Source organism: Rahnella sp. BCC 1045 (assembly GCF_019049615.1).
In the GTDB taxonomy this organism is placed as follows: domain Bacteria; phylum Pseudomonadota; class Gammaproteobacteria; order Enterobacterales; family Enterobacteriaceae; genus Rahnella; species Rahnella contaminans.
The window spans coordinates 1-14357 of record NZ_JAFMOZ010000097.1 but is presented as its reverse complement, the minus strand read 5'-3'; the positions used below and the strand labels follow the sequence as shown (position 1 = coordinate 14357).

The following is a 14357-nucleotide window of genomic DNA, read 5'->3' as shown; positions in this document are numbered from 1 at the left end:
TAACAGGCAGGTGCCCCTGTGATCAGTGCGAATTCGAGTACTTACTCGTCTTCCAGCTCGATGTTGATACCCAGAGAACGGATTTCTTTCAACAATACGTTGAAGGATTCCGGCATGCCTGGTTCCATACGATGATCGCCATCTACGATGTTTTTATACATCTTAGTACGGCCGTTAACGTCATCGGACTTAACAGTCAGCATTTCCTGCAGGGTATAAGCGGCACCGTATGCTTCCAGTGCCCACACTTCCATCTCACCGAAGCGCTGACCACCGAACTGCGCTTTACCACCCAGCGGCTGCTGAGTAACAAGGCTGTAAGAACCGGTAGAACGCGCGTGCATCTTATCGTCAACCAGGTGGTTCAGTTTCAGCATGTACATGTAGCCGACGGTAACCTGACGCTCAAATTGCTCGCCGGTACGGCCGTCAAACAGTGTGATCTGGCCAGAGGTAGGGATTCCGCCCATTTCAAGCAGTTGCTTGATCTCTGTCTCTTTCGCACCGTCGAAGACTGGTGTTGCGATTGGCATACCTTTTTTCAGGTTCTCAGCCAGACGCAATACTTCGTCATCGGTGAAGGTGTTCAGATCAACTTTCTGACGTACATCGTCGCCCAGATCATAGGCACGCTGGATGAACTCGCGCAGCTTAGAAACTTCTTCATGTTTCTTCAGCATGGCATTGATTTTTTCACCAATACCTTTCGCGGCCATACCCAGGTGGGTTTCCAAAATCTGACCAATGTTCATACGTGATGGAACGCCCAGCGGGTTCAGTACGATATCAACAGGAGTCCCGTTTTCATCGTAAGGCATATCTTCGATCGGGTTGATCTTGGAGATAACACCTTTGTTACCGTGGCGGCCTGCCATCTTGTCACCAGGCTGGATTTGACGTTTAACGGCCAAATACACTTTAACAATTTTCAGCACACCTGGTGCCAGATCATCGCCCTGAGTGATTTTACGACGCTTAGCTTCGAGTTTTTTCTCAAACTCGGATTTCAGTTCGTCGTACTGTTCAGCAAGCTGTTCCAACTGATTCTGTTTGTCTTCGTCAGTCAGTGACAGTTCTAACCAACGGTCGCGAGGCAATTTGCCCAGCTTGTCAGCTTCAACACCGCCAGCAACCAGCGCAGACTGGATACGTGCAAACAGGCCAGCTTCCAGAATTTGCAGCTCTTCAGTCAGGTCTTTCTTAGCCTGTTTCAGCTGCATTTCTTCGATTTCTAACGCACGTTTGTCTTTTTCCACGCCATCGCGGGTGAAGACTTGCACGTCAATAATCGTACCGGAAACGCCGTTTGGTACACGCAGAGAAGAGTCTTTAACATCAGACGCTTTCTCACCGAAGATCGCACGCAGCAGTTTCTCTTCCGGAGTCAGCTGAGTTTCACCTTTAGGTGTAACTTTACCGACCAGAATGTCACCACCGGTCACTTCAGCACCGATATAAACGATACCGGATTCATCCAGTTTAGAGAGCGCAGCCTCACCCACGTTAGGGATGTCAGCGGTGATCTCTTCAGGCCCTAACTTAGTGTCACGGGACACACACGCCAGTTCCTGGATATGGATGGTCGTGAAGCGATCTTCCTGCACAACACGTTCGGAGACCAAGATGGAGTCTTCGAAGTTGTAACCGTTCCAAGGCATGAACGCGACACGCATGTTCTGACCCAGAGCCAGTTCGCCCAGATCTGTTGACGGACCATCTGCCAGCACGTCGCCGCGCTCGATGGGTTCGCCCAGATTCACACACGGCATCTGGTTGATGCAGGTGTTCTGGTTAGAACGGGTGTATTTGGTCAGGTTATAAATGTCGATACCTGCTTCGCCCGGGTACATCTCTTCTTCGTTAACACGAATAACGATACGGGATGCATCCACGTACTGAACAATACCGCCACGTTTAGCTACGGCAGTAACACCGGAGTCAACCGCTACAGCACGTTCCATACCAGTACCTACCAGCGGCTTATCAGCGCGCAGGGTTGGAACTGCCTGACGTTGCATGTTCGCACCCATCAATGCACGGTTGGCGTCATCGTGTTCCAGGAATGGAATCAGAGAAGCACCAACGGATACGATCTGCTGGGTAGAAACGTCCATGTAGTCAACCTGATCGCGGCTAAACAGGCTTGATTCGCCTTTGCTACGACAAGTGACTAAGTCTTCCAGGAAGCGGCCTTCTTCGTCCAGGTTGGAGTTCGCCTGAGCGATTACGAAGTTGCCTTCTTCAATGGCAGACAGGTAGTTAATTTCATCGGTAACCATGCCTTCACGCACACGGCGGTAAGGGGTTTCCAGGAAACCATACTCATTGGTCTGTGCATACACAGACAAGGAGTTGATCAGACCGATGTTTGGACCTTCTGGCGTTTCGATTGGACATACGCGACCGTAGTGAGTCGGGTGTACGTCTCGAACCTCAAAGCCAGCACGTTCACGGGTCAAACCGCCCGGGCCCAATGCAGAGATACGACGTTTGTGCGTGATCTCAGACAACGGGTTGTTCTGGTCCATAAATTGTGACAGCTGGCTTGAACCGAAGAACTCTTTCACCGCAGCCGAAATCGGCTTAGCGTTGATCATGTCCTGAGGCATCAGAGTATCGAGGTCGCCAAGAGACAGACGCTCTTTAACCGCACGCTCAACACGAACCAAACCTACACGGAATTGGTTTTCAGCCATTTCGCCGACAGAACGAATACGACGGTTCCCCAAGTGGTCGATATCATCCACTTCGCCCTGACCGTTACGGATGCCGATCAGCTTTCTCATTACCTGGATGATGTCGTCTTTGCTCAGGATACCTGAACCTTCGATTTCATCACGCAGCAGAGAACGGTTGAACTTCATACGGCCAACAGCAGACAGGTCGTAACGATCTTCAGAGAAGAAGAGGTTTTCGAACAGGCTTTCAGCTGCTTCACGCGTTGGTGGCTCACCAGGACGCATCATGCGGTAGATCTCAACCAGTGCGCTCAGGCGATCGCTGGTTGGGTCGACGCGAATGGTCTCGGACATGTACGCGCCATGATCGAGATCGTTGGTGAACAGCGTTTCAATGGTTTTGTGACCGGACTGGCTCAATTTAGCCAGCAGATCCAGAGACAATTCCATGTTAGCAGGGACGATCAGCTCACCGGTATTGGTGTCGATGTAGTCTTTAGAAACGACTTTCCCTGCGATGTACTCAACAGGAACTTCGATGCGCTGGATTTCGTCTTTTTCAAGCTGACGAATATGACGTGCAGTGATGCGGCGGCCTTTTTCAACATAGACCTTACCGTCAGCTTCGATATCAAAAGAAGCTGTTTCACCGCGCAGGCGCTCAGGTACCAGTTCCATCTGCAACTTGTTGTCGCGGATCTGGTAAGTCACCTTGTCAAAGAACAGGTCAAGGATCTGTTCAGTCGTGTAATTTAATGCACGCAGAATGATGGTCGCTGGCAATTTGCGGCGACGGTCAATACGTACAAACAGGTTATCTTTCGGGTCAAACTCGAAATCCAACCATGAACCGCGGTAAGGGATGATACGTGCGTTATAAAGCACTTTACCCGATGAGTGGGTTTTACCCTTATCACTGTCGAAGAATACGCCCGGACTACGGTGCAGCTGAGATACGATAACCCTCTCAGTACCGTTAATCACAAAGGTACCATTTTCGGTCATGAGCGGAATTTCGCCCATATAGACTTCTTGTTCCTTGATGTCTTTGACCGTACCTTCTGGTGCTTCACGTTCGTAGATTACCAGGCGCAGTTTCACGCGCAATGGCGCGGAGAACGTCACACCACGGATCTGGCATTCTTTAACGTCGAATACTGGCTCACCAAGACGGTAGCTAACGTATTGCAGCTCAGAGTTACCGCTGTAGCTCTTGATAGGGAATACAGAACGGAATGCAGCTTCCAGACCGTACTGGCCTTCCGGATCTTGCTCGATAAACTTCTGGAACGAGTCAAGCTGGATAGAAAGGAGATATGGAATGTCCAGAACTTGTGGACGTTTACCAAAATCCTTACGAATGCGTTTTTTCTCGGTATAGGAGTAAACCATAGGGTTCCTCAGCTCGCTGATCAGTGACCCAATCTTGTCTGCCCTGAGAAGGACAGTTCATGCAACACCGTTTATGTCGACCGGAAAGCAGAAACGCTTCCCGCAATATCTGTTTTCTACCACTCTTAAATCATTTCGTTGTGCGTTATCTGTAGATGAGCTACAGCAAGAGGCATCAATATATTAAGGCGTCTATAGAAAGAGATATTAGAGTAGTTCAGTGCTCAAACAGTGTGAAACACCACTGACACTCTATAGCGCAAAAAGGCTGGTGACTAAAAAGTCACCAGCCATCAGTCTGTTAGGACAGACTGCACTCCGGGAAGTTAAACTTACTTAACTTCAACAGAAGCACCAGCTTCTTCCAGAGATTTTTTCAGAGCTTCAGCGTCGTCTTTGCTGATGCCTTCTTTCAGAGCTGCTGGAGCAGACTCAACCAGGTCTTTAGCTTCTTTCAGACCCAGGCCAGTTGCAGTACGAACAGCTTTGATAACTGCAACTTTATTCGCGCCAACAGCAGCCAGAATAACGTCGAACTCAGTTTTTTCTTCAACAGCTTCAGCAGCAGCAGCAGGACCTGCAACAGCAGCAGCAGCAGAAACGCCGAATTTTTCTTCCATAGCGGAGATCAGTTCAACGATTTCCATTACAGACAGAGCTGCAACGCCTTCAATGATTTGTTCTTTAGTGATTGACATTTCAAGTGTTCCTAGAATTCAGAAATAGTGTATACGTAAGCAAATGAACGAGATAAGAAAGGCTGATTAAGCAGCTTCTTTCTGATCGCGAACAGCAGCCAGAGTGCGAACCAGTTTGCCTGCAGAGGCTTCTTTCATGGTTGCCATCAGGCGTGCGATTGCTTCTTCGTAAGTAGGCAGAGTTGCCAAGCGGTCGATTTGAGCCGCAGAGATAAACTCACCTTCAAAGGCCGCAGCTTTAACCTCAAATTTTGCATTCGCTTTAGCGAAATCTTTGAACAGACGGGCAGCAGCGCCTGGGTGTTCAGTAGAGAATGCAATCAAGGTTGGACCGACAAACGTGTCTTTCAGGCACTCAAATTGAGTACCTTCTACGACGCGACGCATCAAGGTGTTGCGAACAACACGCATGTAAACGCCAGCTTCACGACCTGCTTTACGCAGTTCAGTCATTTTATCTACAGTTACGCCACGGGAATCCGCAACAACCGCAGACAGCGCGCCTTTGGCTACTTCGATGACTTCAGCAACAATCGCTTGTTTGTCTTGAAGATTTAATGCCATTAGCTTTTTGCTCCTGGATTTAGCCGGGGAAAACCCCCGGAACTCACATCACTTGTTATCGAGATCGATATCAAGCGTTCAAACACGGTGAGCAGAGAATCCAGCAAAGACAAATCTTAATTCTTTTTAAAAAAGACAAAGAAATATTTTCTTCAGGCTCTGTCACCGTCTACGCAGGAAGGATTAAGTCCCTTTCAGGACACCTGCGGTCTTGGACGGAGGCCTGGATAGGCCAGGCTCCAACCGAAAAATCTTGGTTTCGCATTAACGAAACAACGGGCCATAGATTCTAGACAAATCTACCGCCCGCGTAAAGCGATAAACGTCAGCAGTTAATTAGTTAACTGTTGCGCTCAGGCCGCTTTGATCAATAGCAAGACCCGCGCCCATGGTAGTGGACAGGCTTACTTTCTTGATGAAAACGCCTTTAGCCTGAGAAGGCTTCGCTTTTTTCAGAGCGACCAACAGAGCTTCCAGGTTTTCTTTCAGCTTGTCGGATTCGAAATCAACCTTACCAATTGTGGTATGGATGATGCCGTTTTTGTCGTTACGATAACGAACCTGACCTGCTTTAGCATTCTTAACTGCTTCAGCAACGTTAGGAGTTACAGTACCAACCTTCGGGTTAGGCATCAGGCCGCGTGGACCCAGAACCTGACCTAATTGGCCAACAACGCGCATTGCATCTGGAGATGCAATAACTACGTCGAAGTTCATTTCGCCTTTCTTAATCTGGTCTGCCAGATCTTCCATACCTACCAGCTCAGCGCCTGCAGCTTTAGCAGCTTCAGCGTTTGCACCTTGGGTGAAGACGGCAACGCGAACAGAACGACCGGTGCCGTTAGGCAGAACGGTAGCACCACGAACGTTTTGATCAGATTTACGTGCATCGATGCCGAGGTTAACAGCAACGTCCACGCTTTCTACGAATTTAGCAGTGGCCAGCTCTTTGAGCAGAGCAACGGCTTCGGTGATGTCATACTGTTTAGTAGCATCAACTTTGTCACGGATCACGCGCATGCGCTTGGTCAGCTTAGCCATTCTATTAATCCTCCACTACCAGGCCCATGGAACGAGCAGTACCTTCGATGGAGCGAGTCATCGCTTCAACGTCAGAACCAGTCATGTCCGCAGCTTTGGTTTCTGCGATTTCACGAACCTGAGCACTCGTTACTTTACCTACTTTGTCTTTGTTCGGCTTGCCGGAACCAGACTTGATACCAGCCGCTTTCTTCAGCAGTACTGCTGCAGGAGGGGTTTTGGTAACGAAGGTGAAAGAACGGTCAGAATAAACAGTAATAACAACAGGAATTGGCAGGCCTTTTTCCATGCTATCAGTCTTAGCATTGAACGCCTTACAGAATTCCATGATGTTCACGCCTTGCTGACCCAGAGCTGGACCAACTGGCGGACTTGGGTTTGCCATACCGGCTGCAACTTGCAGCTTAACGTAGGCTTGTACTTTCTTGGCCATGGTAAATATCCTCGTTTGGGTGATATCGCCTGTTTGAAGAGGCTCCCCGTTATTTACAGTACTTTATATTTTCCACACGCAGAGGCTGCGCATAAAAACAAAAGGCGCGAAATTATAGTTCAATTTCGCGCCCTGTACAACATCTGTTCTAATGAATATTTAGAAAGGTGCCGTTAGCCTTTTTCAACCTGTCCGAAATCCAGTTCAACCGGTGTTGCACGGCCAAAGATGGAAACAGACACTTTCAAGCGGCTTTTTTCGTAATCAACTTCTTCGACCACACCATTGAAGTCCGCAAACGGACCGTCGTTAACACGTACCAGCTCACCTGGTTCAAACAATGTTTTAGGACGTGGCTTATCACCCACTTGTTGCAGGCGATTCATGATCGCATCGACTTCTTTATCGCTGATCGGTGCAGGACGATCTGACGTTCCGCCAATGAAGCCCATCACACGAGGAACGCTGCGAACTAAGTGCCAGCTGGCGTCATTCATCACCATCTGGACCAGCACATAACCCGGGAAGAATTTACGTTCGCTTTTACGGCGCTGGCCACCACGGATCTCAACCACTTCTTCGGTTGGAACCATGACTTCACCAAACAGCTCTTCCATGTCATGTAATTTGATGTGCTCACGCAGCGATTGCGCTACGCGGCCTTCAAAGCCAGAAAACGCCTGGACGACGTACCAACGTTTTTTAGGTGCTTCAGACATTTAGAACCTCAAGCCAGTAATGAAAGATACCAGGCGGACTAAAATACCATCCAGCCCCCACAGAATCAGAGACATAACGGCAGTCACCGCAGCAACGATCAGTGTGGTATGCAATGTTTCCTGGCGCGTTGGCCAAATGACTTTACGTACTTCGGTGCGCGCTTCACGAGCAAACGCAACTGTCGCCTTGCCTTTAGTGGTCAATAAAGCCACTGCGCCTGCAATTGCGATAATAACTACTACGGCTAACGCGCGTAACGGCAGGCTGTATGCACGGTAATAATAGTTACCGACAATAGCTACAACCAACAAAACGGCAACAACCAGCCACTTTACCGCTTCCAGGCCGCGCCCGCTCCCTTGAGCCTCGGTATTCGCACTCATAAACCAACCCGTCACAATGATTCAGAACAAACAACTTTGCCTCGCATTGCGAGGCAAACCAAACCGATCGATGCTCTACTCGAGCGCAATTCGGTGTTTTACGCTATATTTCAGAGCCTATCTCACCAGTGATTATGACGTATAAATCGCTGATGAGATAGGTTCTAGCACCACAGCGTAGAAAAAAGGGCATCGAATGATGCCCTTTTCGGGTGTGTTGCGTCAACGTATAGTGACAAAAAACTATCAGCGATTAAGCGATAACTTTAGCAACAACACCAGCGCCTACAGTACGGCCGCCTTCACGGATTGCGAAACGCAGACCGTCATCCATCGCGATTGGGTGGATCAAGGTAACAACCATTTTAATGTTGTCGCCTGGCATTACCATTTCAACGCCTTCTGGCAGTTCGATAGTACCGGTCACGTCAGTTGTACGGAAGTAGAACTGTGGACGGTAGCCTTTGAAGAATGGAGTATGACGGCCACCTTCATCTTTGCTCAGAATATACACTTCAGATTCGAACTGGGTGTGTGGTTTGATTGAGCCTGGTTTTGCCAGAACTTGACCACGTTCGATATCTTCACGTTTGATACCACGCAGCAGAACACCAACGTTCTCGCCTGCACGGCCTTCGTCCAGCAGTTTGCGGAACATTTCAACGCCAGTACAAGTTGATTTCACGGTATCTTTGATACCAACGATTTCAACTTCTTCGCCGACTTTAACGATACCGCGCTCTACACGACCGGTTACAACTGTACCACGACCAGAGATGGAGAATACGTCTTCGATTGGCAGCAGGAATGGCTTGTCAATTGCACGTTCTGGTTCCGGGATGTAAGAATCCAGGAAGCCAGCCAGTTCAATGATTTTTGCTTCGTAGTCTGCATCGCCTTCCAGTGCTTTCAGCGCTGAACCGCGAACAACCGGAGTGTCATCGCCTGGGAAGTCGTACATAGACAGAAGTTCACGAACTTCCATTTCTACCAGTTCCAGCAGCTCTTCGTCATCAACCATGTCACATTTGTTCAGGAACACGATGATGTAAGGAACGCCAACCTGGCGACCCAGCAGGATGTGCTCACGCGTCTGAGGCATAGGGCCGTCAGTTGCAGCAACAACCAGGATCGCGCCGTCCATCTGAGCAGCACCGGTGATCATGTTTTTCACGTAGTCGGCGTGCCCTGGGCAGTCAACGTGCGCGTAGTGACGGCTTGGGGTGTCATATTCAACGTGTGAAGTGTTGATGGTGATACCACGAGCTTTTTCTTCTGGTGCGTTATCGATCTGGTCGAATGCGCGTGCAGAACCGCCGTAGGTTTTAGCCAGAACGGTAGTGATTGCTGCAGTCAGGGTAGTTTTACCGTGGTCAACGTGGCCGATAGTACCAACGTTAACGTGCGGTTTTGTACGTTCAAACTTTTCTTTAGACATCGATTGTCCCTCTAAGACACGGTTAAATCGGTGGTATCACCACATCAACCAAGCATTTGCTTGACGAATTAGTTTACAGAAAGAAAATCAGGAGGGAGAATTTGGAAGTGGTGCTGATAGGCAGATTCGAACTGCCGACCTCACCCTTACCAAGGGTGCGCTCTACCAACTGAGCTATATCAGCACATACTTGGAGCGGGCAGTGGGAATCGAACCCACATCATCAGCTTGGAAGGCTGAGGTAATAGCCATTATACGATGCCCGCATCCTGGAACTCGGCTACCTGATTTTTCTGAAGAACTCGAAGACGGGGAAAAGGACGTGAGACACTTAATTCCTCACCTTCACTTAAAGCGACTCTTTCACTTTAAGTTGCTTCATTGCTGAAGCCTGTATGGTGGTGGGGGAAGGATTCGAACCTTCGAAGTCGATGACGGCAGATTTACAGTCTGCTCCCTTTGGCCGCTCGGGAACCCCACCTAATTGTTTAGTACTTGAATGGTGCCGGCACCAAGAGTCGAACTCGGGACCTACTGATTACAAGTCAGTTGCTCTACCAACTGAGCTATGCCGGCATCAAGTGCTGCGCATTCTAGGGAGAGTTTACGGGGTATGCAACAAATAAATTGCATGTTTTGTTCTAACGCTCATGTTTTATTCAAAAAATAGGCTTTTGCCCTAAATAAGGCGCTTGAAGGTTCAAATAATGTGCAAAAACGTCCCCCTCATATCTCACTGTCGAGCCACTGGTGCGCCTTTTCATCTCTGTTCATCTTAAAAAAATCATTCACACCGCCCAACTGTACGATTTATGCACTGAAAATGTGCAGTTGCTGCATCAAAGACCCCCAATCGGCGTTTTCTTTTCGGCTAGTACTGATTTAAAAGCATTTTTTGTTGGCGTAATTTTTGCAGTCTTCTTTTCGGACGCGCTGTTTCTTATAGGAGTGCTGCAATGAAAATAGTCATGCTGAATGCGGCGACATTACCTATTTACCGCGACGAACTGACTCAACTTCTGGTAGAGGCCAACCAACAGGGACGATCCGCGGGGTTTCCCTACGCAATTGAACAGAAAGATGCCGAGGATTCTTTCAATTATTTGCGCCACGCGCTTGCTCAAAATAAGCGTTTGCTTTGGATTGCCCGGGATGAAAAAGGTGTTATGGGAACAGTCCAGCTGAATTTAACGCAACCGGCAGATTCACCGCATGAGGCAGAAATTAATACTCTTTTGGTTTGTACTCGTGCCAGACGGCGGGGCGTCGGAAGATTGTTAATACGTGAACTGGAGCACACTGCTCAGAATCTGCGGTGTAATGTTCTGTCTTCCGATATGCAATCGGGGTCTGAAGCAGAGGCCTTTTACCGTGCTCAGGGTTACCGCTGTGCAGCTTTCAAAGCTCAATCTGACCGCTACAGCCGGAAAAATGAAGTGGTCTACTATAAACGGCTCACTGCGTTTGCCTGTTCCTCCCCTCCCCTCTTTTGATCCCCACGGGGCGACGAAAGCCGCCCCAATCTTTTACGACATCTTCCTTGTTTGCATAACTTTCTTAAAAATTTTTAAACTCAATCAAAGAAATCGATAAGTTATAAGAAAAAGATCTCTCCTGAAAATTAAGGTGTCTATAATATGCTGCTGGTTTACTGTCTGGAGTTGGCGTGATCGCCTTTCCTGACCTGCGCTAACAGGCAGACTTTAACTTATGAAAAAAAGAGACCCATCTTTGGCAACTCCTTATCTGCAGTTCGATCGTGCGCAGTGGGCAGCCTTACGTGATTCAGTACCGCTAACGCTCAAAGAAGCGGAAGTCGTGAACCTGAAAGGTATCAATGAGGATTTATCCCTCGAGGAAGTCGCGCAGATCTATCTGCCGCTTTCACGCCTTCTCAATTTTTACATCAGTTCCAACTTGCGCCGGCAAGCTGTGCTTGAACAGTTCCTCGGTACAGACGGACAGAAAATACCTTATGTCATCGGCATTGCGGGAAGTGTTGCTGTGGGCAAGAGCACAACAGCGCGTGTCCTTCAGGCGTTGCTGAGCCGTTGGCCGGAGCATCGCTCAGTGGAGCTGATTACTACTGATGGATTTCTCTATCCCAATAAAACGCTGCAAGAACGTGGGATCATGAAGAAGAAGGGGTTCCCGCAATCTTACGATATGCATCAGTTGGTAAACTTCGTTTCTGAAGTTAAATCAGGCGCTAAACGTGTTACTGCCCCGGTGTATTCGCATCTGATTTATGATGTGATCCCCGATGGGAATAAAGTTATTGAGCAGCCAGATATTTTAATTCTTGAAGGGCTCAATGTTTTACAAAGTGGTATGGATTATCCTCACGATCCACATCATGTATTTGTTTCTGACTTTGTTGATTTCTCAATATACGTTGATGCTCCGGAAGATTTATTGCAGGGCTGGTATATTAATCGCTTCCTAAAATTCCGCCAGGGGGCATTCTCTGATCCCGACTCCTATTTTCATCACTATGCAAAACTGCCGGAAGAAGAAGCAGTAAACATTGCGACCCAGTTGTGGAATGAAATTAACGGATTGAATTTAAAAGAAAATATATTACCAACTCGGGAAAGAGCCAGTCTAATACTGACGAAAAGCGCGAATCATGCGGTTGAAAGCGTCCGTTTGAGAAAATAAGTATTTTAGAGATGAATAAAGGAGAGCCGATGCTCTCCTTTATCTTATTCAGGCACCGCGAAGTGAAATCTCACCCCCAATATACGGTTTAATAAGACCATCTTGCTCGAGCAACAATGCGCCCTGGGGATCAATTCCCCGTTCGATGCCAAGAATTTCCTGATCACCAATCAGCAATTTAACCGGCCGGTCGAGGAAATTATCTAAATCCCGCCAACGGGCAATAAACGGTGTCAGACCTTCCTGTTCAAAATGAACTAAAGCAGAACGCAACTCTTTGAGTAACGTCGCTGTCAGTTCGTTGCGATCGATATTCACGCCCGCTTCCTGCAAGTTGATCCAACCCTGGTTGATGGTATCGGTCGCAGGTTCACGCATTTTTAGGTTAATACCAGCACCGATAACAAGATGAGCAGCATCTCCAGTTTTTCCTGTCAATTCAACGAGGATACCAGCCAGCTTACGGTCATTGAGATAAAGATCATTAGGCCATTTAACCCGGACATCTACCGCCCCAAGGCGATGAAGCACTTCCGCCATGACAATCCCGATCACCAGGCTCAGCCCCATTGCCGCAGCGGGACCTTGTTCCAGTTTCCAGTACATGGAAAGATAAAGATTACTGCCGAAAGGTGAAAACCACTTACGACCGCGGCGGCCTCGCCCAGCCTGCTGATATTCAGCGGCACAGGCATCACCAGAATTCAGCTGACCAATCCTGTCCATCAGATACTGATTAGTTGAATCAATCACGGGCAGGACACTGACTCCACCAGCCGGGAGCATGGCGAGAATCTTCTCCTCTTCCAACAACTGAATAGGATAAGGCAGGCTGTAGCCTTTTCCAGGAACCGTGAAGATATCGACCCCCCAGTCCCTCACTGTCTGTATATGCTTATTAATTGCAGCACGACTCATTCCCATGGCTGTACCAAGCTGCTCACCAGAATGAAACTCACCATCGGCCAAAATTGAGATCAATTGCAGTGGTACTGTAATATCCTTCATGACAGAGCCTCCACGGCATTCACTTCACCTTGTGCGGCAATGAAACGGACTTCAGGCTCAAGCCAGATACCAAATTTTTCGGCAACTACATCACGAACATGTTTCGCCAACGCTCGAACATCGCCGCTGCTCGCATGGTCTTTATTAATGAGTACCAGGGCCTGTTTCTCATGCACCGCTGCGCCGCCAATACTAAAACCTTTCAGGCCGGCCTGTTCAACTAACCAACCCGCGGCCAGTTTTACGTGTCCATTGGCTTGTGGGTAAGAGGGCATTGAAGGGTATTGGCTGCTGATTTTCTCTGCAACCAAAGCATCAACGGTTGGGTTTTTGTAGAAACTGCCCGCATTCCCGGTGACAGCAGGATCCGGTAATTTGCTGCGTCGCATTGAGCATACTGAATCAAAGATCTCCTGCGGCGTTACAGTCTGGGGATCCAGACGAGTCAGGTCACCATAAGTGAGCTTCGGCAGCCATTGCTTCGTCAGCTTCAAACCGACGGCTACGATTGCATAACCGTTTTTATAAGAATGCTTAAAGATGCTTTCGCGATAGCCGAACTGACAATCTTCATCACTTAAACGCACCAGTTTTTCGGTTTGCAGATCTAAAACATCAACATAATTACAGACACTTTGCAGCTCAATTCCATAAGCACCAATGTTCTGAATAGGCGCCGAGCCTACACAACCGGGGATCAGAGCCAAGTTTTCCAGCCCCGGAATATTGTGTTCCAATGCGTAGCAAACCAGCCCATGCCAGTTTTCTCCGGCACCGACATGCAATAGCCATTCATCATTATCTTCAGCCAGTTCAATGCCTTTTATCCGGTTCAAAACGACCATACCGGCAAAATTATCAAGAAAAAGAACGTTGCTTCCTTCACCTAAAAGCAGGAAGGGTTGCTGCTTTTCGTTCGCAGACTTCCAGGCAGTGATCAGCTGTTCCACACTACAAACGCTCACGATTTCAGCAGCATGTGCAGCTAGGGAAAAGGTATTTCGGGATTGAAGAGATGTGTCGTCAATCGACATAACTAGATTACTCATTGGTGACTAATTTGAGCTTAGTTTAACCGATTCATTGCTCCCTGACGCACAGTTTTCTGGCAGAGAGTCAGTCAGGAAAGAATGAAAGTAACTACAAATCCCTTCAAATTTCCCCAAATTTCCCATAGCAAAAAGCCCTGTACGTCAGTACAGGGCTTTCTACTTATTTGATGCCTGGCAGTTCCCTACTCTCGCATGGGGAGACCCCACACTACCATCGGCGCTACGGCGTTTCACTTCTGAGTTCGGCATGGGGTCAGGTGGGACCACCGCGCTGTTGCCGCCAGGCAAA

General features: G+C 48.4%; 12 protein-coding genes, 4 tRNA genes and 1 rRNA gene. 2 read left to right on the top strand and 15 right to left on the bottom strand.

Going from position 1 to position 14357, the window contains the following annotated elements:
* Positions 1-41: 41 nt before the first annotated feature.
* From rpoB to J1782_RS03865, 12 genes are all read right to left on the bottom strand, one after another.
* Positions 42-4070, bottom strand: coding sequence for a DNA-directed RNA polymerase subunit beta (gene rpoB / locus J1782_RS03920; RefSeq protein ID WP_152325371.1), 4029 nt, complete (start codon positions 4068-4070; stop codon positions 42-44).
* Positions 4071-4402: 332 nt separating this feature from the next.
* The gene (gene rplL / locus J1782_RS03915; protein ID WP_101080117.1) at positions 4403-4768 is read right to left on the bottom strand and encodes a 50S ribosomal protein L7/L12; all 366 of its coding nucleotides are present in this window, start codon (positions 4766-4768) and stop codon (positions 4403-4405) included.
* Positions 4769-4834: 66 nt separating this feature from the next.
* Positions 4835-5332: a 50S ribosomal protein L10 gene (gene rplJ / locus J1782_RS03910; RefSeq protein WP_013577411.1), complete on the bottom strand. Its 498-nt coding sequence runs from the start codon at positions 5330-5332 to the stop codon at positions 4835-4837.
* Between the two features lie 336 nt (positions 5333-5668).
* Positions 5669-6373 (bottom strand): 50S ribosomal protein L1, encoded by a 705-nt coding sequence (gene rplA, locus J1782_RS03905; RefSeq protein ID WP_101080118.1) that lies wholly within the window; start codon positions 6371-6373, stop codon positions 5669-5671.
* Between the two features lie 4 nt (positions 6374-6377).
* Entirely contained in the window at positions 6378-6806 is a 429-nt protein-coding gene (gene rplK, locus J1782_RS03900) for a 50S ribosomal protein L11 (RefSeq protein ID WP_013577413.1), read from the bottom strand.
* A gap of 173 nt (positions 6807-6979) precedes the next feature.
* On the bottom strand, positions 6980-7525 hold the full coding sequence (gene nusG / locus J1782_RS03895) for a transcription termination/antitermination protein NusG (RefSeq protein WP_009639145.1): 546 nt from the start codon (positions 7523-7525) through the stop codon (positions 6980-6982).
* On the bottom strand, positions 7526-7909 hold the full coding sequence (gene secE, locus J1782_RS03890; protein ID WP_034794996.1) for a preprotein translocase subunit SecE: 384 nt from the start codon (positions 7907-7909) through the stop codon (positions 7526-7528).
* A gap of 253 nt (positions 7910-8162) precedes the next feature.
* Entirely contained in the window at positions 8163-9347 is a 1185-nt protein-coding gene (gene tuf / locus J1782_RS03885) for an elongation factor Tu (protein WP_165061132.1), read from the bottom strand.
* Positions 9348-9455: 108 nt separating this feature from the next.
* Positions 9456-9531 (bottom strand) — tRNA-Thr (locus tag J1782_RS03880).
* 7 nt (positions 9532-9538) lie between these two features.
* A tRNA-Gly gene (locus J1782_RS03875) sits at positions 9539-9613 on the bottom strand.
* Between the two features lie 130 nt (positions 9614-9743).
* Positions 9744-9828 (bottom strand) — tRNA-Tyr (locus J1782_RS03870).
* Positions 9829-9847: 19 nt separating this feature from the next.
* A tRNA-Thr gene (locus J1782_RS03865) sits at positions 9848-9923 on the bottom strand.
* Between the two features lie 380 nt (positions 9924-10303).
* Here J1782_RS03865 and J1782_RS03860 point away from each other — a divergent pair.
* Both J1782_RS03860 and coaA read left to right on the top strand, forming a co-directional pair.
* Positions 10304-10840, top strand: a complete 537-nt coding sequence (locus tag J1782_RS03860; protein WP_217152466.1) for a GNAT family N-acetyltransferase — start codon at positions 10304-10306, stop codon at positions 10838-10840.
* 217 nt (positions 10841-11057) lie between these two features.
* A complete protein-coding gene (gene coaA, locus J1782_RS03855) occupies positions 11058-12008 on the top strand; it encodes a type I pantothenate kinase (RefSeq protein WP_152325062.1) in 951 nt (316 codons plus the stop codon).
* Between the two features lie 48 nt (positions 12009-12056).
* Here the strand turns inward: coaA and birA are convergent, their stop codons facing one another.
* The 3 genes from birA to rrf all read right to left on the bottom strand — a co-directional run bounded on the left by birA (position 12057) and on the right by rrf (position 14353).
* A complete protein-coding gene (gene birA, locus J1782_RS03850; RefSeq protein WP_165062251.1) occupies positions 12057-13016 on the bottom strand; it encodes a bifunctional biotin--[acetyl-CoA-carboxylase] ligase/biotin operon repressor BirA in 960 nt (319 codons plus the stop codon).
* Positions 13013-14050, bottom strand: a complete 1038-nt coding sequence (murB, locus tag J1782_RS03845) for a UDP-N-acetylmuramate dehydrogenase (RefSeq protein WP_165062252.1) — start codon at positions 14048-14050, stop codon at positions 13013-13015. Before murB ends, birA begins: the two co-directional genes overlap by 4 nt.
* A 187-nt stretch (positions 14051-14237) precedes the next feature.
* Positions 14238-14353, bottom strand: a 5S ribosomal RNA gene (rrf, locus tag J1782_RS03840).
* Positions 14354-14357 lie beyond the last annotated feature (4 nt).

Bases quoted from the DNA above. Each gene is read 5' to 3' on its own strand.
- rpoB (WP_152325371.1), bottom strand. From the start codon at position 4,070: ATGGTTTACTCCTATACCGAGAAAAAACGCATTCGTAAGGATTTTGGT.
- rplL (WP_101080117.1), bottom strand. From the start codon at position 4,768: ATGTCAATCACTAAAGAACAAATCATTGAAGGCGTTGCAGCTCTGTCT.
- rplJ (WP_013577411.1), bottom strand. From the start codon at position 5,332: ATGGCATTAAATCTTCAAGACAAACAAGCGATTGTTGCTGAAGTCATC.
- rplA (WP_101080118.1), bottom strand. From the start codon at position 6,373: ATGGCTAAGCTGACCAAGCGCATGCGCGTGATCCGTGACAAAGTTGAT.
- rplK (WP_013577413.1), bottom strand. From the start codon at position 6,806: ATGGCCAAGAAAGTACAAGCCTACGTTAAGCTGCAAGTTGCAGCCGGT.
- nusG (WP_009639145.1), bottom strand. From the start codon at position 7,525: ATGTCTGAAGCACCTAAAAAACGTTGGTACGTCGTCCAGGCGTTTTCT.
- secE (WP_034794996.1), bottom strand. From the start codon at position 7,909: ATGAGTGCGAATACCGAGGCTCAAGGGAGCGGGCGCGGCCTGGAAGCG.
- tuf (WP_165061132.1), bottom strand. From the start codon at position 9,347: ATGTCTAAAGAAAAGTTTGAACGTACAAAACCGCACGTTAACGTTGGT.
- J1782_RS03860 (WP_217152466.1), top strand. From the start codon at position 10,304: ATGAAAATAGTCATGCTGAATGCGGCGACATTACCTATTTACCGCGAC.
- coaA (WP_152325062.1), top strand. From the start codon at position 11,058: ATGAAAAAAAGAGACCCATCTTTGGCAACTCCTTATCTGCAGTTCGAT.
- birA (WP_165062251.1), bottom strand. From the start codon at position 13,016: ATGAAGGATATTACAGTACCACTGCAATTGATCTCAATTTTGGCCGAT.
- murB (WP_165062252.1), bottom strand. From the start codon at position 14,050: ATGTCGATTGACGACACATCTCTTCAATCCCGAAATACCTTTTCCCTA.